Origin of the sequence: Nocardia africana NBRC 100379 (genome assembly GCF_001612635.1) — a bacterium.
Lineage (GTDB): Bacteria > Actinomycetota > Actinomycetes > Mycobacteriales > Mycobacteriaceae > Nocardia > Nocardia africana.
This window is the reverse complement of the sequence record NZ_BDAV01000022.1, coordinates 30,772-46,128: the sequence shown is the minus strand read 5'-3', so window position 1 is coordinate 46,128 and position 15,357 is coordinate 30,772. Positions and strand designations below refer to the sequence as shown.

Sequence of the window (15,357 nt, the reverse complement as noted above, 5' to 3'; positions counted from 1 at the left end):
CGATGTGTAATCGGGCGGCGAAGGAGTTTTACAGACGGACGACGGTCCGGCCCCGGATGGCGCCGGCGAGGATGCCGGACGCGACCGTGGGCACACCGTCCAGGCCGACTTCGTGAGAGATGCTCTCCAGCAGGTTCTTCGGTTTGAGGTCCGTCCCGAGACGCAGCCACACCGCAGCGCGCACATCCTCCGGGCACATGACGGAATCGATCCCCAGCAGGTTGACGCCGCGCAGAATGAACGGCAGCACCGTGGTGTTCACCGCCGGACCGCCGGTGAGGCCGCAGTTGGCTACGGAACCGCCGTAGCGCGTGGTGCGCAGCAAGTAGGCGAGGGTGTCGCCACCCACCGGGTCCACCCCGCCGGCCCACAGTTCTGCCTCGATGGGGGCTGGGCTCTGTGCGGAGACTTCCTCGCGCCCGAGGACCTCGGAGGCGCCCAGTTCCCGCAAGTAGTCGTGCTCGTCGGTCTTGCCGGTGCTTGCGACGACTTCGTAGCCGAGACCGGCGAGCATGCTCACCGCGGTACTGCCCACTCCGCCCGTCGCACCGGTCACCAGCACGCGGCCCTTGCTCGGGTCGAGCCCGTTCTGTTCGAGCCGCTGAATCGACAGCGCCGCAGTGAAACCCGCGGTGCCCAGCGCCATGGCCTCTTTCAGCGTCAACCCCTCGGGCAACGGCTCGAGCACGTCGCCGGACAGTCGCGCGTATTCGGCGTATCCGCCGAAGCGATCGGTGCCCAGCCCACGGCCGATGGCCACGACCTCCTGGCCGACGGTGAAGCGCGGGTCGCTCGACTCGGCCACGGTTCCGGCGATGTCGATACCCGGCACCATCGGGTACGCGGTCACCACGGGGCTCTCCGGGAGGCAGGCGAGGCCGTCCTTGTAGTTGACGCTCGAGAACTGGACGCGCACGGTGACGTTACCTGCGGGCAGGTCGTCGAGGGTGAGTTGCTGTACACCGGCGCTGAAGCCGGCCTCGCTCTTGTTGACAACGAAAGCGTTGAAGGACTTGGACATAACACCTTCCTGGATCGGGTCCCGGTCTCGAGTGCCGCGGCCATGGGGCCTGCAGCGGAGGGATGTCGGGCGAGCTCTCCGATGGCTCGGTTCTGCGATGTCAAACCAGATCTATCGCCGGCACGGGAACCCGTTTCGCTGGGGCGCGGGGAGGAGCCGAGCGAGTAGATAGATTGATCTAATAGAGAATAATCACCTGTCCTGCGCCGCGTCAACGGCTGGAAGCGAGAGGCCGCTCCGATCCCGAGGAGATGGACACCGATGGGCCGCACCGAACACCGGTGCCGCCCATCGGTTTTCAGCGGCGAACCCAGGATCGGCCACGCGGACCGTCGAGATGACGGACCGCGTGGCAGTCTCCCGGAGCTATCCGGTCGCGACCGGAACCTCGTAATCGATTGCGGCGTGGTCGAGTACGATCTCGGCGATCCGGTCGCGGTGTTCTTCCACACTGCCCAGCAGAGCGGCATCGGTGAATGCCCGCTTGAAGTACAGGTGCGTCCGGTGTTCCCAGGTGAAGCCGATGCCGCCGTGCACTTGGACCGTATCGGCCGCGATGCGGGTGTAGGCCGCCGAGCAGGTCGCCTGTGCGATCGACGTCGCGAGCGCAGGGTCGTCGGCGCCGTCCTGCAGGGCCCAGGCGGCGTGGTAGGCGGCGGAGCGGGCGTGTTCCTGTTCGACGAGCATGTCGGCGAGCCGGTGTTTGACGGCCTGGAACGAGCCGATGGGCCGGCCGAACTGCAGCCGCTCCTGGGCGTAGGCGACGCTGCGGTCGAGTAGATGCTGGGCCCCGCCGACCTGCTCGGCGGCAAGCAGCACGGTACCGACATGCAGCGCGTGCCGGCAGACTCGCTCCACCTCGTCCGGGCCGGCGAGGAGCCGAGCCGGAGCGTCGTGGAACCGGATCGTGGCCTGCGGCCGTGTCGAATCCATCGTGGACAGCGCGGTACGTTCCACCCCGGACCCGGCGGCGTCGACGACGAACAAGGCCACCCCGTCCGAGCCCTTCGCCGTCAGGAGCAGGTCGTCGGCCGCACCCGCGTCCACGACGCGTTCGATCGTGCCGGATACGGTCCATGCGCCGCCGGATTCGGTGGCCTCCACGGTTACAGCATCGCCGGCGAAGCGTCCGGCCCGGTCCGGCACCGCGAACGCGGCCGTGCGGGCGCCGGTGACCAGCGGACTCAGTACCTCCCGGCGCACCGGCGTGTGGGGTGCGGCGACCAGCGCCGGGATCGACAACGCGATGGTGCCGAAGACGGGTCCGCAGAACAGGGCGGCCCCGAGTTCTTCGACGGCGATCGCGGCATCGACGATGCCGCCGCCCGAGCCGTCGAGCTCCTCGGGCACGCCGAGCCCGAGTACCCCGAGCTCGGAACCCAGTCGCGCCCAGGCCTTTTCGTCGAACGGGGGAGTGGACTCCATCAGTCGCCGGACGGTCGCCTCGTCGGAATTGTCGGCACAGAAGCCACGGACCGCCATGCGCAGTTCCTGCTGCTCCGGCGTGAACGCGAATTCCTCGGTCTTGTCGTCAGCCACGGGGCACCTCACGCCAGGGTCGTCCGGAGTCGGCGCGCAGGTCACCGGGCAGACCCAGGATCCGCTCGCCGAGAATGTTTCGCAGCACCTCGGAGGTGCCGCCTTCGATGGTGTTGGCCCGCGAGCGCAGGAAGCGCTGCTGCACCGGGCCGAGTTCGTCCTCTCCGGCACCGATGTCGCGCATGGTGTAGTCGCCGTAGAGCAGCCCCTCCGGTCCCAGCAGGTCCATGCAGAACTCGTAGACCTGCTTGTTCAATTCGGCGCCGACGAGCTTGCCGATCGAACCCTCCGGGCCGGGGCCACGGACGGTGGCGGTGGCGCGGGAGCGGTCGGCGGTCAGCCGCTGCACCTCCGAGCGCAGCCAGAGCTGAGTGAGGCGGTCACGCAGCACGGGGGTGTGGCGGTCGGGGCGCTGCGCCCACAGTGCTACGGCGTCGGCGATCGTCCCGTCGCCGCGCCGGGTGCCGCTCGCACCGATCGAGCTGCGTTCGTTCATCAGAGTGGTCATCGCCACCTGCCAGCCCGCGCCGACCGCACCCAGCCGGTGGGCGTCGGGAATCCGGACCTGGGTCAGATAGACCTCGTTGAACTCCGCCTGGCCGGTCATCTGGCGCAACGGGCGGGTCTCGACGCCGGGTGCGCGCATGTCGACCACGAAATAGCTGAGGCCCTTGTGTTTCGGCAGGTCGGGATCGGTGCGGGCCAGCAGCAACGCCCAGCTCGCCCGGTGGGCCAGGGTGGTCCACACCTTCTGCCCGTTCACCAGCCAGTCGTCACCGTCGCGGACCGCCGAGGTCGCGAGCCCGGCCAGGTCCGACCCGGCGCCCGGCTCGGAGAACAGCTGGCACCAGATGTTCTCGTTCGTCGCGAGCGGGCGCAGCCAGGCGCGCTTCAGCTCGTCGGTCTGCGCGTGCTCCTGCACCGTCGGCGCGGCCATGCCGTAGCCGATGGGATTGAGGCTGAACGGATTCGGGGCGCCCGCTTCCTGGAAGATCGCGTCCGCGACGGCTTGCAGTCCGCGCGATACGCCCAATCCGCCCTGGCCCTCGGGGAAATGCACCCACGCCAGGCCGGCGTCGTAACTCGCCCCGAAGAACTCGGTCAGGGGAACGGATCGGGGGTCGTGTTCGGCCACGACCGTGCGCGCGGCCTCCGCGACCCGCGCGGCGTCGGCATCAATACTCACCTTCGGCTCCAGTGATCACGGCGCGCCTGCCGGAAAACTGCATCGGGCCTCCTTCGTTGTCGGCAACACGTAGCCCCTGCGAGCCGCGCGCGGGACCTCGGTCGACATCGTCGAGCTCGGGGTGCCGGGAGCGGCGGTGATCGGCCGGGGCATAATAGATCGCTGTAAATAGAACGATCTAATTGTTCGACGGTAAGGTGCGCGTTCCGCCCTGTCAACGCCGAGGCAACTGCGCCGGTTTTCTCCCCGGCGATCACGGCCCTCGATCGGAACGACGGGTGGGTCGCGGCCGGAGTCGATGCCCAAGCGGGGCCACCCTGGTCTGGGGGCGCTACAACGTCACCGTGAACAGCGTGGCGTTCGGGCTGATCAAGACCCGGCTCACCGAGGCTCCCGCGGGCGGTGACGCCACCATCGAGGTCGCCGGCAACCGGGTCGAGGTCGGCGTCAATCCCGATGTGCTGTCGGCCATGGAGAGCGGGATCCCGCTCGGCCGGGCCGGCACTCCGGACGCGGCCGGATCGGTGTACCTGTTGTGCATCCCGGAATCCGACTACGTCAGCGGCCAAACCCTTGTCTGCGGTGGCGGATTCATGATGTGAACGACGCGGGCCGAGGCGGCTGTCTCCGCCTCGGCCCGAGCGACGGATCGGCCGCCAGGTGGATCGGTTCAGGCTGCGCTGCGAACTACGGTGTGATCGGGTTGCCTCCGGCTACCAGCATCTGCGCCGTCCGATCGGGTCCGTGACGGCCGTCGAATTCGGTGAATGCCTGTTCGACCTCGCGATGTACCTCGTCGACGAGCGGTCCCCATTCGCGATGGGTGATGATCAGGAACTGCCCGTCCTGCATCGCTTGGACGACCTGCTCGCCGACGCGGTCGGGATCGGCGCCCTGGGCGAGCATCGCGCCCGACTGTGCTACGGCGGCGGCATCGGGCGCGTGGCCGAGTACCTTCGTCTCCGCTTGTGCGGCAGTCACATTCAGCCGGGTGGCTACGGTGCCGGGGCACAGCAGCGAGACTCCGATGCCGGTGCCGTGAAGCTCTTTCCGCAACACCATGGTGAAGCCGACGCTGGCGAACTTCGACGAGACGTAAGCGCCCACGTTGGCCATCGGCACCAGACCCGCCATGGAGGCCGTGTTCATGATGTGTGCGCGCCCGCCGCGCTCCTTGAACCGGGGGAGGAAGGTCGAGACCCCGACGAACTGGGCCTCGATATTGATCCGCTGGACCCAGCGCCAGGCTTCGAGCGGTGTCTCGTCGATCGCTCCGCCACCGTTGACGCCGGCGTTGTTGCACAGGATCGAGATCGGGCCGAGCGCTTGCTCGGCACGATCGGCGGCGGCGGTCCACTGATCGGCGTCTGGGACGTCGAGTTCGATCGTGGTGACCACCCCGCCGGCGGCGGTCAGTTCCGCGGCGACGTCGGTGAGTCGCGGGCCGTCGATGTCGGCGAGTGCGACTTTCGCTCCCGCCGCGACGAGTGCTCGTGCGATCCCGAGCCCGATGCCGGACGCGGCACCGGTCACGAAGGCTGCTTCACCGGAGGGCCATACCATGATGTGCTCCTGTCTCCGTCGAATGACGGTGGGGTATAAGGGGATTCGACCTGGACTATCGCGAGGGGATTGTGCCCCGGATGGTTTCGAGGACGGTGGGGTCGAGGAGTGTGGAGGTGTCGCCGAGTTCGCGGCCCTCGGCGGCGTCTCTGAGCAGTCGCCGCATGATCTTGCCCGAGCGAGTCTTGGGTAACTCGGGCACGACGGTGATCGCGCTGGGTTTCGCGATCGGGGAGATCTCCAGCGACACCAGGTCGCGCAGCTCGCCGACGAGGTCGTCCCCGGCGAGTGTGGCGCCGGTGCGGAGGACGACGAAGGCGGCGATCGCCTGCCCGGTGGTCGCGTCGGTGGTGCCGACGACCGCTGCTTCGGCGACGACCGGGTGGCCGACCAACGCGGATTCGACTTCGGCCGTGGAGATCCGGTGTCCGGAGACGTTCATGACGTCGTCGATACGCCCGAGGACGTGCAGTGCGTGGTCGCTGTCGTAGCGGGCACCGTCGCCGGCGAAATACCAGCCCCGATCGGCGAACCGTGACCAGTAGGTCTCGCGGTATCGGTCCGGATCACCCCAGATGCCTCGGAGCATGGCCGGCCACGGCTGGTCGAGGACGAGATAGCCCGCTTCTCCGTCGGTCACAGGATCGCCGTGGTCGTCGACGATGGCGGCGCCGATCCCGGGCAGGGGTGCCATCGCGGCGCCCGGCGTGGTCGCGGTGACGCCGGGTAGGGGAGAGATCATGATGGCGCCGGTCTCGGTCTGCCACCAGGTGTCGACGATGGGGCAGCGGCCACCACCGATGACCTCGTGATACCACCGCCACGCCTCGGGATTGATCGGTTCACCGACCGAGCCCAGCAGACGCAACGAGCTCAAATCGTGACCGTCGGGAATCTCGCGGCCCCACTTCATGAAGGTGCGGATCAACGTGGGCGCGATGTAATAGGTTGTGACGCCGTACTTTTCGATGATCTCGAAGTGGCGGTGTTCGTCGGGAGTGTTGGGTGTGCCTTCGTAGACGACCGTGGTGGCGCCGTTGGACAGCGGCCCGTAGACGAGGTAGGAGTGGCCGGTGATCCAGCCGATGTCCGCCCCGCACCAGAAGACGTCGTGACCCTCCTTGTGGTCGAACACGTAATGGAACGTGTACGACGCCTGGGTCAGGTAGCCGCCGGAGGAGTGCACGATGCCCTTGGGTGTGCCCGTAGTACCCGAGGTGTACAGCAGGAACAACGGGTGCTCGGCGCCGAAGGGCGCCGGTTCGTGCGTACTACTCGCCGCTGCCACGGTGTTGTCCCACCAGACGTCGCGGCCCGCAACCCAATTCGCATCCGAGTCATGGCCGGTACGGCGGACGACCAGGACCTTGTCCACGGAGGTGTCGCCGCTGTCCAGTGCGAGGTCGACATTCGCCTTCAACCCGACGGGACGGCCGCGGCGATACTGACCGTCGGTGGTGATGACGAGTTTCGCCCCGGCGTCGTCGATCCGGGAGCGCAGCGCGCCCGCGGAGAAGCCGGCGAACACCACCGAATGGACCAGCCCCAGCCGGGCACAGGCGAGCATCGAGATGATCGCCTCGGGCACCATCGGCATGTAGATCGCGACGCGGTCGCCTGCCGTCAGGCCGAGGGAGGTGAAGTAGTTCGCGGCCCGGCACACGTCGGCGAGCAATTGCCGATAGGTGAGGTCGCGGGTGTCGCCGGGCTCGCCGGCCCAGTGGATCGCGACCCGATCACCCTTGCCGGCGGCGACGTGCCGATCGAGACAGTTGACCGCGACGTTCAGCGTGCCGTCGGCGAACCATGTCGCGAACGGGGCATCCGACCAGTCCAGCACCTCGGTGAAATCGGTGGCCCAGTCCAGGCGCCGGGCCTGTTCGGCCCAGAACCCGAGCCGGTCGGCCGCGGCTCGGTCGTACAGCTCCGCGCGGGCATTCGCCTGCGCGGCAAAATCTTCGGACGGTGGGTACACCGTCGGTGACGAATTGACGGTCATCCTTACCGTTCCAATGCCCGGCGGATGTATTCGTCGCGCGCCGCGAGCGAAGCCTGGGAGACCGCCGGCTGGCTGATGCCGATGTCGAATCCGTGGAAGCCGCCACCCCACATGTGCAGGTCGACGTTGACCCCGGCCTGGCACAGGCGCTGGGCGTAGTCGAGGGCTTCGTCGCGGAAGCTTTCGACCGACCCGATATCGATGAAGGTGCGCGGCAGCCCGGCCAGATCGTCCGCCCGAGCCGGCGCCGCATACGGGCTGACGTCGTCGGTACCGCGGCGGTCACCGAGCAGCGCGGTCCAGGCCCACAGGTTCTCGTTGCGATCCCACATCCCTTCCCTGTCGAGCATCTGGGCGCTGTGGGTCTCCAGGCGGTCGTCGAGCATGGGGCAGCCGAGGATCTGATGGGTGAGCGCCGGGAAGCCGCGATCACGTGCCAGCAGCGAGACACCCGCCGCGAGGTTGCCGCCACCGCTGAACCCGATGGCGATGATGTGGTCGGCGTCGATGTTCAGCAGGTCGGCGTTCTCGGCGGCCCAGCACAGGCCGGCGTAGCAGTCCTCGACCGGTGCTGGATGGGGATGTTCGGGGGCGAGCCGATACTCGATCGAGGCGACCACGGCGCTGCCGTCGGCAACATAGGCCAGCATTTCGGAGAGCGCGCCGTACCGGTTGCCTGCGACGATGCCGCCGCCGTGGATGTAGTAGAGCAGCGGCCACGGGCCGGTCCCGGTCGCCGGTGTCAGCACCGTCAGCTGCAGCTCCTGATCGGGACCGGGGATCGTCCGTTCATCGACACGTACCTTGCCGCCGGCGGTCCAGTCGGGCATGGGCTGGCCGGGGATGCCGGTGGTCGACAGTTCCCGAACCCGGTCGAGGGTCTCGTCGGTGAGCCAGGGCACGAGGGAACGGAACGCCTGCAACACCGGGACCAATTCGGCGTCGAACGGCGGCCGGGCCGGGGTGGTGCTGGTGAACGGGGTTGTTTGCGTCATGGAAACCAGTCAATCCCTCGATCGCGCGGGGGCGTAGCCACCAAACGACGTTATTGCCGAGCGGAACATCCGCCATCTGGCGGTCCGCGCACCGGCCGGTCGACGTCGTCTGTCAGCCTATTGACGCGCTGGAGACGTACCCCTAGTCTCATGTCTAGATCAATCTATCTAGTGCCGTGGATCACTCTGGGTCGCGGCACCGACGAGGGAGCGGCGCATCGTCGTTCTCGCGGCCGAAATGTTGGGAGAGACTCCGTGAAAACACCAGCTCCCGTTTCCGTCATGGCGAGTTCCGCATCCGGTCCGAACGGAGGGTCCACCGCAACGATGATTGCTTTCGAGGCGATGACCGCCGACTCTGTTGTGCTGCGCCGGGCGTTCGGGTGCTTTCCGTCGGGTGTCACCGCGGTGTGCGCGATGGTCGACAACGAGCCGATCGGCATGGCGGCCAGCGCGTTCACCTCGGTCTCGGTCACGCCTCCGTTGGTCTCGGTGTGCTTCCAGACATCCTCGTCCACCTGGCCACGGCTGCGCGGCTGTGCCCGGCTGGGGATCAGCGTCCTGGCGGAGGGCCACGACGAGATCTGTATGAGCCTGTCCCGCAAGAAGTCCGATCGCTTCGCGGATATCGCCTGGGACCGCACTTCCGCGGGAGGTGTTTTCGTGCACGGCGCTACGGCGTGGCTGGATTGTTCGCTCTACAGCGAGGTCCCGGCAGGCGACCATACCGTCGCACTCTTCGAGATCCATGGTCTGCGAGCCGATCCCGAAGCGGCGCCGCTCGTGTTCCACGGCAGCCGGTTCCGCCGCCTCGCAGCCATCTGATCGGTTCACCATGTGATCGGTCCACGCGGGAATTGCCGCCCGCGTGAACGTCATCGGGCCGGGCCGCCATCGCGGTCGCCCGGTCGTCGGCACCAAGGGCGACGGGTCGGTCGCCGTCGACCCGTCGTCGATGCTCGTGGAGCGGACGTAGGGCCATGAATTGTCTTGCAGCACAGGATAAGTCCAGGAGATGGACAAAACAGCCGGGTGCCGAGGTCCGGCTCGCGGACCTCGGCACCCGGCGGGGGGTGTCAGAAAATGGAGTATCCGCCGTCGACGACGATTTCGTCGCCGGTCTGGAATCCGCCGACACCGCCGGCCAGATAGACGGCCAGCCGCGCGAAATCGTTCGGCTCGCCCCAGCGCCGATGCGGCATCCGCTTCATGACAGCCTCCTCCCACGCTTGATTGTTGAGCTCTCGGGAGATCAAGGGCGTCTCGGTCCAGCCGACGATCAGTGAGTGCGCATTGATTCCGTACCGGGCCAGCTCGACCGCGCAGCCCCGGATGATCGCGGACAGTCCGGCCTTGCTCGCCGCGTACGCCTGACCGCGCGGAGTGCCGTGGATCGAGGAGACGCTCGAGGTGCCCACGAGCACGCCACCGCCCCCGCGCTCTACCATGTGCTTGGCCGCCGTGCGCAGTGTGAGGAACGCACCCTCGAGGTTCACCCGGGTGACCGAGCGGAAATCCGCGAGCGTGGTATCGACGAACCGGATATCGGGAGCGTGGGTGCCGGCGTTGGCGAAGCAGGAGTCGACCCTGCCGAAGTAGTCCAGCGTTTCGGTGAAACTCGCCGCGACGGCGTCCTCGTCACCCACGTCGCAGCGGACCGCGCGGACTCGAGTCCCGTGTTTCGAAAGCTCTTGTGCGGCAGCCTCGTTACGCTCGGCATTGGTGCCCCAGATGCACACATCGGCACCGGACTGTGCCAGCCCGTGCGCCATACCGAGCCCGATCCCGGAATTACCCCCGGTCACCAGGGCAACATGCCCGGTCAGGTCGAACAACGAATTCATGCAAAATCCTCCGAATGGCCCGGCGAGGCCGGGGCAGATGTCGAGATGGCCCGGCGCGTCGCCGGGGAAGCCCCGCGAGGGGGCGGCAGCGTGTCAGCGCAGTTCGGAGAAACCCGTGGGGTCGAGGAACATCGATGACGCACTGGCCGTGACCTGTTCGCCGTCGGACCTGGCGGCGAGCCACTCGGGATCCGCCCAGAAGGCCTCCCACGACTTCTTGGCGGCCTCCCGGCTTTCGTGAGCGACGAGATAGACCAGGGTTTCGGTGGGTTTGCCCTCGTCGTCGCTCGCGACCCAGAAACCGATGTTGGTCATTCCGTGCTTCTCGAACAGTGCCGCCGCGTGCTCACGGAACCGCGTCAGAAGTGCGTCGATTTTGCCTGGTACAGCATCGTATGTGCGGAGTTCGAAGACTCGTTGATTATCATCCATTAGATCAATCTATCAAGAATCCGGTGGGGGCAACAGCCCCGCTATGGCTCCGAAAAAGCCGGAGTCCGCCGGGTTTTGTGTGAGAGGATTCGTGGCCGAGGGGGCGGGATCGGGCCGTTGATCGGACGCTTGACCGACATTGATGCCGGAGAGGATCCCACTAGGTCGAAGGTCACATATCGACAGATTGATCTAGTGGCGTAATCTAGACACATGTCACCCACCTCGTCAACCCTCGGTAAGCGGCCTGAAACACGAGAGCGCCTCGTGGAGTCTGCGACGGAGCTGTTCAGCCGTCAGGGCTTCGGGGCTACCGGCATCAAGGCTGTGCTCGCCGCCGCCGAAGCGCCCTACGGGTCGCTTTATCACTTCTTCCCCGGCGGTAAGCAGGAACTCGGCGCCGCCGCTCTGGCTCACGGCGGCGCCCGGTACCGGGAACTGCTGGAATCGGTGTACCCGCCCGGCGCCGACGTTGTCGAGGCGACGGCCGATTCCTTCGTCCAAGCCGCCGGCATGCTGGAGCAAACCGATTACGGCTATGCCTGCCCCATCGCGACGATCGCGTTGGAGGTCGCCAACAACGACGAACTGATGCGGACCGCTGCCGCGGAGGCGTTCGAGTCGTGGCTGGAGGTGTTGCAGGAACGTTTCACCACGGCCGGTATGACCGCCGAACGCGCGCGCGAAGTCGCCGTCGAAATCTTCTGCCTGATCGAAGGATCGGTGCTGCTCGCGCGCACGACACGGTCCTCGGCACCGCTGCACACCGCCGGCCGCGCCGCGACCAACGCCGTGGCGGCGGGTCTGGCCGCCGGGCGCTACGACCGCCCGGCTCGCGGCGGCCGCGACTGATCCGGCGGTTACACCTCCGGTCCCGCCCATACCCCGCGCCCCGCTCGCCTCCAGCAGGCGAGCGGGGCTTTTTCATGCGCCGTTGGTGGCGTGGGTGTGCAGGTCGTCCTCGACCCGGCAATCGGCGGGTAAGAAGCCTCCACCGCCCGATGCTTGGCGGGTACTGGGCTCGGGCCACGCGGAACAGACTTCTCGTATACGTCGAATCGTCCGCGAGGTGACCAGATGACGCACTCGGCCCCTGTTCGCAGAGCTGTCTCCCGGTCGCGCGTCCGGTTCTGGCGGCGACTCGTCCGGTGGGAGTCGTCAGGGAGGTATCCGCCGCCCGGATGTTCTTCCGAGGGTTGACGGGGTCGGAGAAACCCGTCTACTCTGACCGCACTAGATCAATCTATCTAGTACGACGGACCGGCGGTCGACGGCTCTCGGAAGCCGATCGACGTCGAGGCTCCAGCCCACCGATCTTCTCGTTCCCGTATCGAATCCAGAGAGGCTGCAATGAAGCTGCTTGCGCACGACGTGGACAGTCACGAGATGATTCCCAGTCACCTGCTCGAGGACGTCCTGGGGCAGCCCGGGCGAATCATGGGCAAGGTTTTCGAATCGGCCGACCGTCTCCGGCCGGATCCGACCGACACCAATATGCACCAGCTCGACGTGCTGGGCGATACGAAGGAGATCGACCCCGAGGGCATCTGGAAGATCAAGGGCCCCTCGGCTCCGAGCGCGATCGACCTCGGACGGCGCGCGGAGGTCCTCGATGTCATGGGGATCGACCGCCAGCTGGTCTTTCCGACCACGGCGATCGCCGCGATGATCATCGGGGAGATGACGGACCTCGCTTACGAGATGCGCTTCGGCGGTGACCTTTCGGTGTTCGAGGGCGTGTCGCGGCCCGATTTCGCGAAGAGCTACGTGCGGTCCTACAACGAGTGGGTCAAGGCCAATGCGGTCCTGGCCGACGGCCGGATCCGGATGGTGGGGATTCTCAATACGAGTCCCGATGTGAACGAAATGATCGCCACGGCAAAGGATTTGATCGATGCCGGTGTTCGCGCGGTATACCTGCAGGCGGACGTTCCGCCCGGTGGGGTCTCGCCGGCGCACTCGGCGCTCGACCCGCTGTGGCGGCTGCTCGAGGCCAACGATATCGCCGTAACTCTGCATATCGGAACCGAATTCGCGTTCCTGGACCCGGGATGGATGATCGCCGAAACCTTCGCGGATCTGTTCCAGTCCCCGGAGATTCCGAACACCAATATTCAGCTGTTCTCGACCGTCCACATGGCCATCGACAACTACCTGTCCGCCATGGTTCTCGGTGGCGTGTTCGAACGGTTCCCCCGGCTGCGTTTGGGCCTGTTCGAAGTCGGTGCGCATTGGGTCGGGAATGCTGCCCGGCGAATGGATATGTACATCAAGGTTTTTCCGGGATCGGCCGCCGCCAAATTCCCGCTGAAGCCCTCCGAGTACATCGCGCGCAACGTGCGGGTGTCGCCCTTCAATTTCGAGCCGGTCGACCGCTACTTCCAGGACGACCCGGCGCTGGCCGACGTGTTCTGCTATTCGACCGACTATCCGCACGTCGAAGGCACCAAGGACTCGATGAGGAACATGCTCGCGAAGGTCGAGCCCTTGGGCGAGGAGATCACGACGAAGTTCTTCCGGACGAATGCCGAGTGGCTGCTGCCGTGATCGACACAGCGAGCGCCTGCCGGGCGCTCGCTTCCGACCACCCCGGTCTCGGATCGGTTGATTCAGAACACCAGAGGTTGCAATGAAGCTCCTTGCACATGACGTCGACAGCCACGAAATGATCCCCGGTCACCTCCTCGGAGAGGTGTTCGGCCCCGCCGGGCGGATGCTGGGCGATCTTTTCGAGGTCGCGGACCGGCTGCATCCCGATCCGAGCGCCACCAATATGCACCAGCCCGGCGTGCAGGACACGATGGCCGTGGACCCGGACAATATCTGGGACATCAAGGGGCCGCCGGCGCCGAGCGCGATCGATCTCGATCGGCGCGCGGAGGTGCTGGACACGATGGGTATCGACCGCCAGCTGGTCTTTCCGACCTCGGCGCTCGCGGCGCTGCTGGTCGGCGGCATGAGCGATATGGCGTATGCCGGGCGCTTCGGAGGCGACGTGTCGATGTTCGGCGACCTGTCGCGGCCGGAATTCGCCAAGCGCTTCATGCGTGAATACAACGACTGGGCTCTCGACAGCGCACGACCCGACACCGACCGTATCCGCATGGTCGGGGTCGTCCCCACCAGCCAGGATCTCGGCGAAATGCTCGATACCGCCAAGAGGTTGGTCGACGGCGGGGCGCGTGCGGTGTACCTGCAGGCCGACGAGCCGCCGGGCGGTTTCTCGCCGGCGCATTCGGCGCTCGACCCGATGTGGGATCTGTTCGAATCCGCGAATGTGGCGGTGACGCTGCACATCGGCACCGAGTTCTTCTTCCTGGATCCGCGCTGGACTTTCGCCGAGACCTTTTCCGCGCTCTTCCAGTCCGCCGAGATCCCGAACGCCAATCTGCAGATCTTCTCGACGGTCCACATGGCCATCGACAACTACCTGTCGACCATGGTTCTCGGTGGGGTGTTCGAGCGGTTCCCCCGTCTGCGAGTGGGTCTTCTCGAAGTGGGAGCGCATTGGATCGGTAACGCCGCTCGCCGGATGAACATGTATGTGGACGTGTTCCCGGGGGCCGCGGCGGGCAAATTCCCGTTGAAGCCGTCGGAATACATCGCCCGGAACGTGCGGATCTCGCCGTTCAATTTCGAGCCCATCGATCGCTACTTCCGCGACGACCCGGATCTCGCCGACGTCTTCTGCTATTCGACCGATTACCCGCACGTCGAAGGCACGAAAGACTCGATGAACACGATGCTCGCCAAGCTCGAACCGCTGGGCGAGGAAATCACCACCAAGTTCTTCCGCACGAACGCCGAGTGGCTGTTGCCATGAAATCCGTTGTCACAGCTTCCATCCCACACCTCGGCCCGCTGGGAATCTGGTCCTACCAGCTCGATGTGCAGCCGATGTCCCGTGCCCAGGACGCGGCCGCCGAGCTCGATGACATGGGTTTCGGCGCGCTGTGGGTGCCCGAGGCGATTGCCCGGGAGCCGTTCGCCAACGCCGCGCTGCTGTTGTCGGCCACCGCTCGCATGACGGTGGCCACCGGTATCGCCAGCCTGCACGCTCGCACCGCCATGACGATGAATGCGGGCTGGCAGACCCTCGGCGAGGCGTTTCCGGAACGGTTCCTGCTGGGTGTCGGGGTCAGTCATCAGCCGTTGGTCGAAGGGAACCACCACCGCCGCTACGGTGGCAAACCCTTCAGCACGATGGTCGACTACCTCGACAGGATGGATGCCGGCACCTTCTGGGGGGCGCCCGCGCCGGTCGCCCCCCAGCGGGTGTTGGCAGCGCTCGGGCCCCGGATGCTCGGGCTCGCCGCGCAACGCGGCGTGGGCGCGCACACCTACTTCGTTCCGGTCGAGCACACCGCCGCCGCGCGCGAGGCTATCGGGCGCGAACCGCTGCTGGCGCCCGCCCAGACCGTCGTCTTCGACACCGATGTGACCGCGGCCCGCGAGGTCGCCCGCCGGTTCATGCAGCGGTATCTGGCGCTACCGAACTACACCAACAACCTGCGCCGATTGGGTTGGGGTGACGACGATTTGGGCGGTGGCGGAAGCGATCGTCTGGTCGACGCCATCGTCGCCCGTGGTTCGCTCGAGCAGATCGTCGAGCGGATACAGGCCCACCTCGACGCCGGCGCCGATCACGTCTGCGTACAGGTGCTGACCACGGATCTGCAGACCCTGCCGATGACCGAGTGGCGCGAACTGGCGTCGGTCATCCCGTCCCTGCGCGGCCGACCGGCCACCTGATCTCCGTCTCCGCCTCCAACAGAAAG

At 66.7% G+C, this 15,357-nt stretch carries 13 protein-coding genes and 1 pseudogene; 6 read left to right on the top strand and 8 right to left on the bottom strand.

Going from position 1 to position 15,357, the window contains the following annotated elements; genetic code table 11:
- Window positions 1-28 precede the first annotated feature (28 nt).
- From NA3_RS31595 to NA3_RS31585, 3 genes are all read right to left on the bottom strand, one after another.
- Window positions 29-1,021 (bottom strand): acrylyl-CoA reductase family protein, encoded by a 993-nt coding sequence (locus NA3_RS31595; protein WP_062967950.1) that lies wholly within the window; start codon window positions 1,019-1,021, stop codon window positions 29-31.
- Between the two features lie 366 nt (window positions 1,022-1,387).
- The gene (locus tag NA3_RS31590; RefSeq protein ID WP_084492036.1) at window positions 1,388-2,560 is read right to left on the bottom strand and encodes an acyl-CoA dehydrogenase family protein; all 1,173 of its coding nucleotides are present in this window, start codon (window positions 2,558-2,560) and stop codon (window positions 1,388-1,390) included.
- A complete protein-coding gene (locus NA3_RS31585; protein ID WP_062967948.1) occupies window positions 2,553-3,746 on the bottom strand; it encodes an acyl-CoA dehydrogenase family protein in 1,194 nt (397 codons plus the stop codon). The genes NA3_RS31590 and NA3_RS31585 overlap by 8 nt, the downstream gene beginning before the upstream one ends.
- Before the next feature lie 323 nt (window positions 3,747-4,069).
- On the opposite strand from NA3_RS31585, the pseudogene NA3_RS31580 reads away from it, so the two are divergent.
- Window positions 4,070-4,348: pseudogene (locus NA3_RS31580) on the top strand (SDR family oxidoreductase); the annotation flags it as partial.
- Window positions 4,349-4,433: 85 nt separating this feature from the next.
- On the opposite strand, the gene NA3_RS31575 reads toward NA3_RS31580, so the two are convergent.
- From NA3_RS31575 to NA3_RS31565, 3 genes are read right to left on the bottom strand one after another with little or no spacing between them, the layout of a single operon-like run.
- Entirely contained in the window at window positions 4,434-5,309 is an 876-nt protein-coding gene (locus tag NA3_RS31575; protein ID WP_062967946.1) for an SDR family NAD(P)-dependent oxidoreductase, read from the bottom strand.
- 55 nt (window positions 5,310-5,364) lie between these two features.
- On the bottom strand, window positions 5,365-7,308 hold the full coding sequence (acs, locus tag NA3_RS31570) for an acetate--CoA ligase (RefSeq protein ID WP_062967944.1): 1,944 nt from the start codon (window positions 7,306-7,308) through the stop codon (window positions 5,365-5,367).
- A gap of 2 nt (window positions 7,309-7,310) precedes the next feature.
- On the bottom strand, window positions 7,311-8,303 hold the full coding sequence (locus NA3_RS31565; protein WP_062967942.1) for an alpha/beta hydrolase: 993 nt from the start codon (window positions 8,301-8,303) through the stop codon (window positions 7,311-7,313).
- Between the two features lie 327 nt (window positions 8,304-8,630).
- Here NA3_RS31565 and NA3_RS31560 point away from each other — a divergent pair, with 327 nt between their 5' ends.
- Entirely contained in the window at window positions 8,631-9,128 is a 498-nt protein-coding gene (locus NA3_RS31560) for a flavin reductase family protein (protein ID WP_062967940.1), read from the top strand.
- Between the two features lie 251 nt (window positions 9,129-9,379).
- Here NA3_RS31560 and NA3_RS31555 read toward each other — a convergent pair whose 3' ends face one another.
- The gene (locus tag NA3_RS31555; protein WP_062967938.1) at window positions 9,380-10,147 is read right to left on the bottom strand and encodes an SDR family NAD(P)-dependent oxidoreductase; all 768 of its coding nucleotides are present in this window, start codon (window positions 10,145-10,147) and stop codon (window positions 9,380-9,382) included.
- Window positions 10,148-10,240: 93 nt separating this feature from the next.
- Complete coding sequence (locus NA3_RS31550) at window positions 10,241-10,579, bottom strand: NIPSNAP family protein (protein WP_062967936.1); 339 nt, start codon at window positions 10,577-10,579, stop codon at window positions 10,241-10,243.
- A gap of 267 nt (window positions 10,580-10,846) precedes the next feature.
- On the opposite strand from NA3_RS31550, the gene NA3_RS31545 reads away from it, so the two are divergent.
- The 4 genes from NA3_RS31545 to NA3_RS31530 all read left to right on the top strand — a co-directional run bounded on the left by NA3_RS31545 (window position 10,847) and on the right by NA3_RS31530 (window position 15,331).
- A complete protein-coding gene (locus NA3_RS31545) occupies window positions 10,847-11,431 on the top strand; it encodes a TetR/AcrR family transcriptional regulator (RefSeq protein ID WP_227995065.1) in 585 nt (194 codons plus the stop codon).
- A gap of 498 nt (window positions 11,432-11,929) precedes the next feature.
- Window positions 11,930-13,126 (top strand): amidohydrolase family protein, encoded by a 1,197-nt coding sequence (locus NA3_RS31540; protein WP_062967932.1) that lies wholly within the window; start codon window positions 11,930-11,932, stop codon window positions 13,124-13,126.
- A gap of 82 nt (window positions 13,127-13,208) precedes the next feature.
- Window positions 13,209-14,402 (top strand): amidohydrolase family protein, encoded by a 1,194-nt coding sequence (locus NA3_RS31535; protein ID WP_062967929.1) that lies wholly within the window; start codon window positions 13,209-13,211, stop codon window positions 14,400-14,402.
- The gene (locus tag NA3_RS31530; RefSeq protein ID WP_062967927.1) at window positions 14,399-15,331 is read left to right on the top strand and encodes a TIGR03620 family F420-dependent LLM class oxidoreductase; all 933 of its coding nucleotides are present in this window, start codon (window positions 14,399-14,401) and stop codon (window positions 15,329-15,331) included. Before NA3_RS31535 ends, NA3_RS31530 begins: the two co-directional genes overlap by 4 nt.
- The last annotated feature ends 26 nt before the right edge of the window (window positions 15,332-15,357 follow it).

Excerpts from the sequence above, each read along its gene's own strand:
- NA3_RS31595 (WP_062967950.1), bottom strand. The coding sequence starts at position 1,021 with ATGTCCAAGTCCTTCAACGCTTTCGTTGTCAACAAGAGCGAGGCCGGC.
- NA3_RS31575 (WP_062967946.1), bottom strand. The coding sequence starts at position 5,309 with ATGGTATGGCCCTCCGGTGAAGCAGCCTTCGTGACCGGTGCCGCGTCC.
- acs (WP_062967944.1), bottom strand. The coding sequence starts at position 7,308 with ATGACCGTCAATTCGTCACCGACGGTGTACCCACCGTCCGAAGATTTT.
- NA3_RS31565 (WP_062967942.1), bottom strand. The coding sequence starts at position 8,303 with ATGACGCAAACAACCCCGTTCACCAGCACCACCCCGGCCCGGCCGCCG.
- NA3_RS31560 (WP_062967940.1), top strand. The coding sequence starts at position 8,631 with ATGATTGCTTTCGAGGCGATGACCGCCGACTCTGTTGTGCTGCGCCGG.
- NA3_RS31555 (WP_062967938.1), bottom strand. The coding sequence starts at position 10,147 with ATGAATTCGTTGTTCGACCTGACCGGGCATGTTGCCCTGGTGACCGGG.
- NA3_RS31550 (WP_062967936.1), bottom strand. The coding sequence starts at position 10,579 with ATGGATGATAATCAACGAGTCTTCGAACTCCGCACATACGATGCTGTA.
- NA3_RS31540 (WP_062967932.1), top strand. The coding sequence starts at position 11,930 with ATGAAGCTGCTTGCGCACGACGTGGACAGTCACGAGATGATTCCCAGT.
- NA3_RS31535 (WP_062967929.1), top strand. The coding sequence starts at position 13,209 with ATGAAGCTCCTTGCACATGACGTCGACAGCCACGAAATGATCCCCGGT.
- NA3_RS31530 (WP_062967927.1), top strand. The coding sequence starts at position 14,399 with ATGAAATCCGTTGTCACAGCTTCCATCCCACACCTCGGCCCGCTGGGA.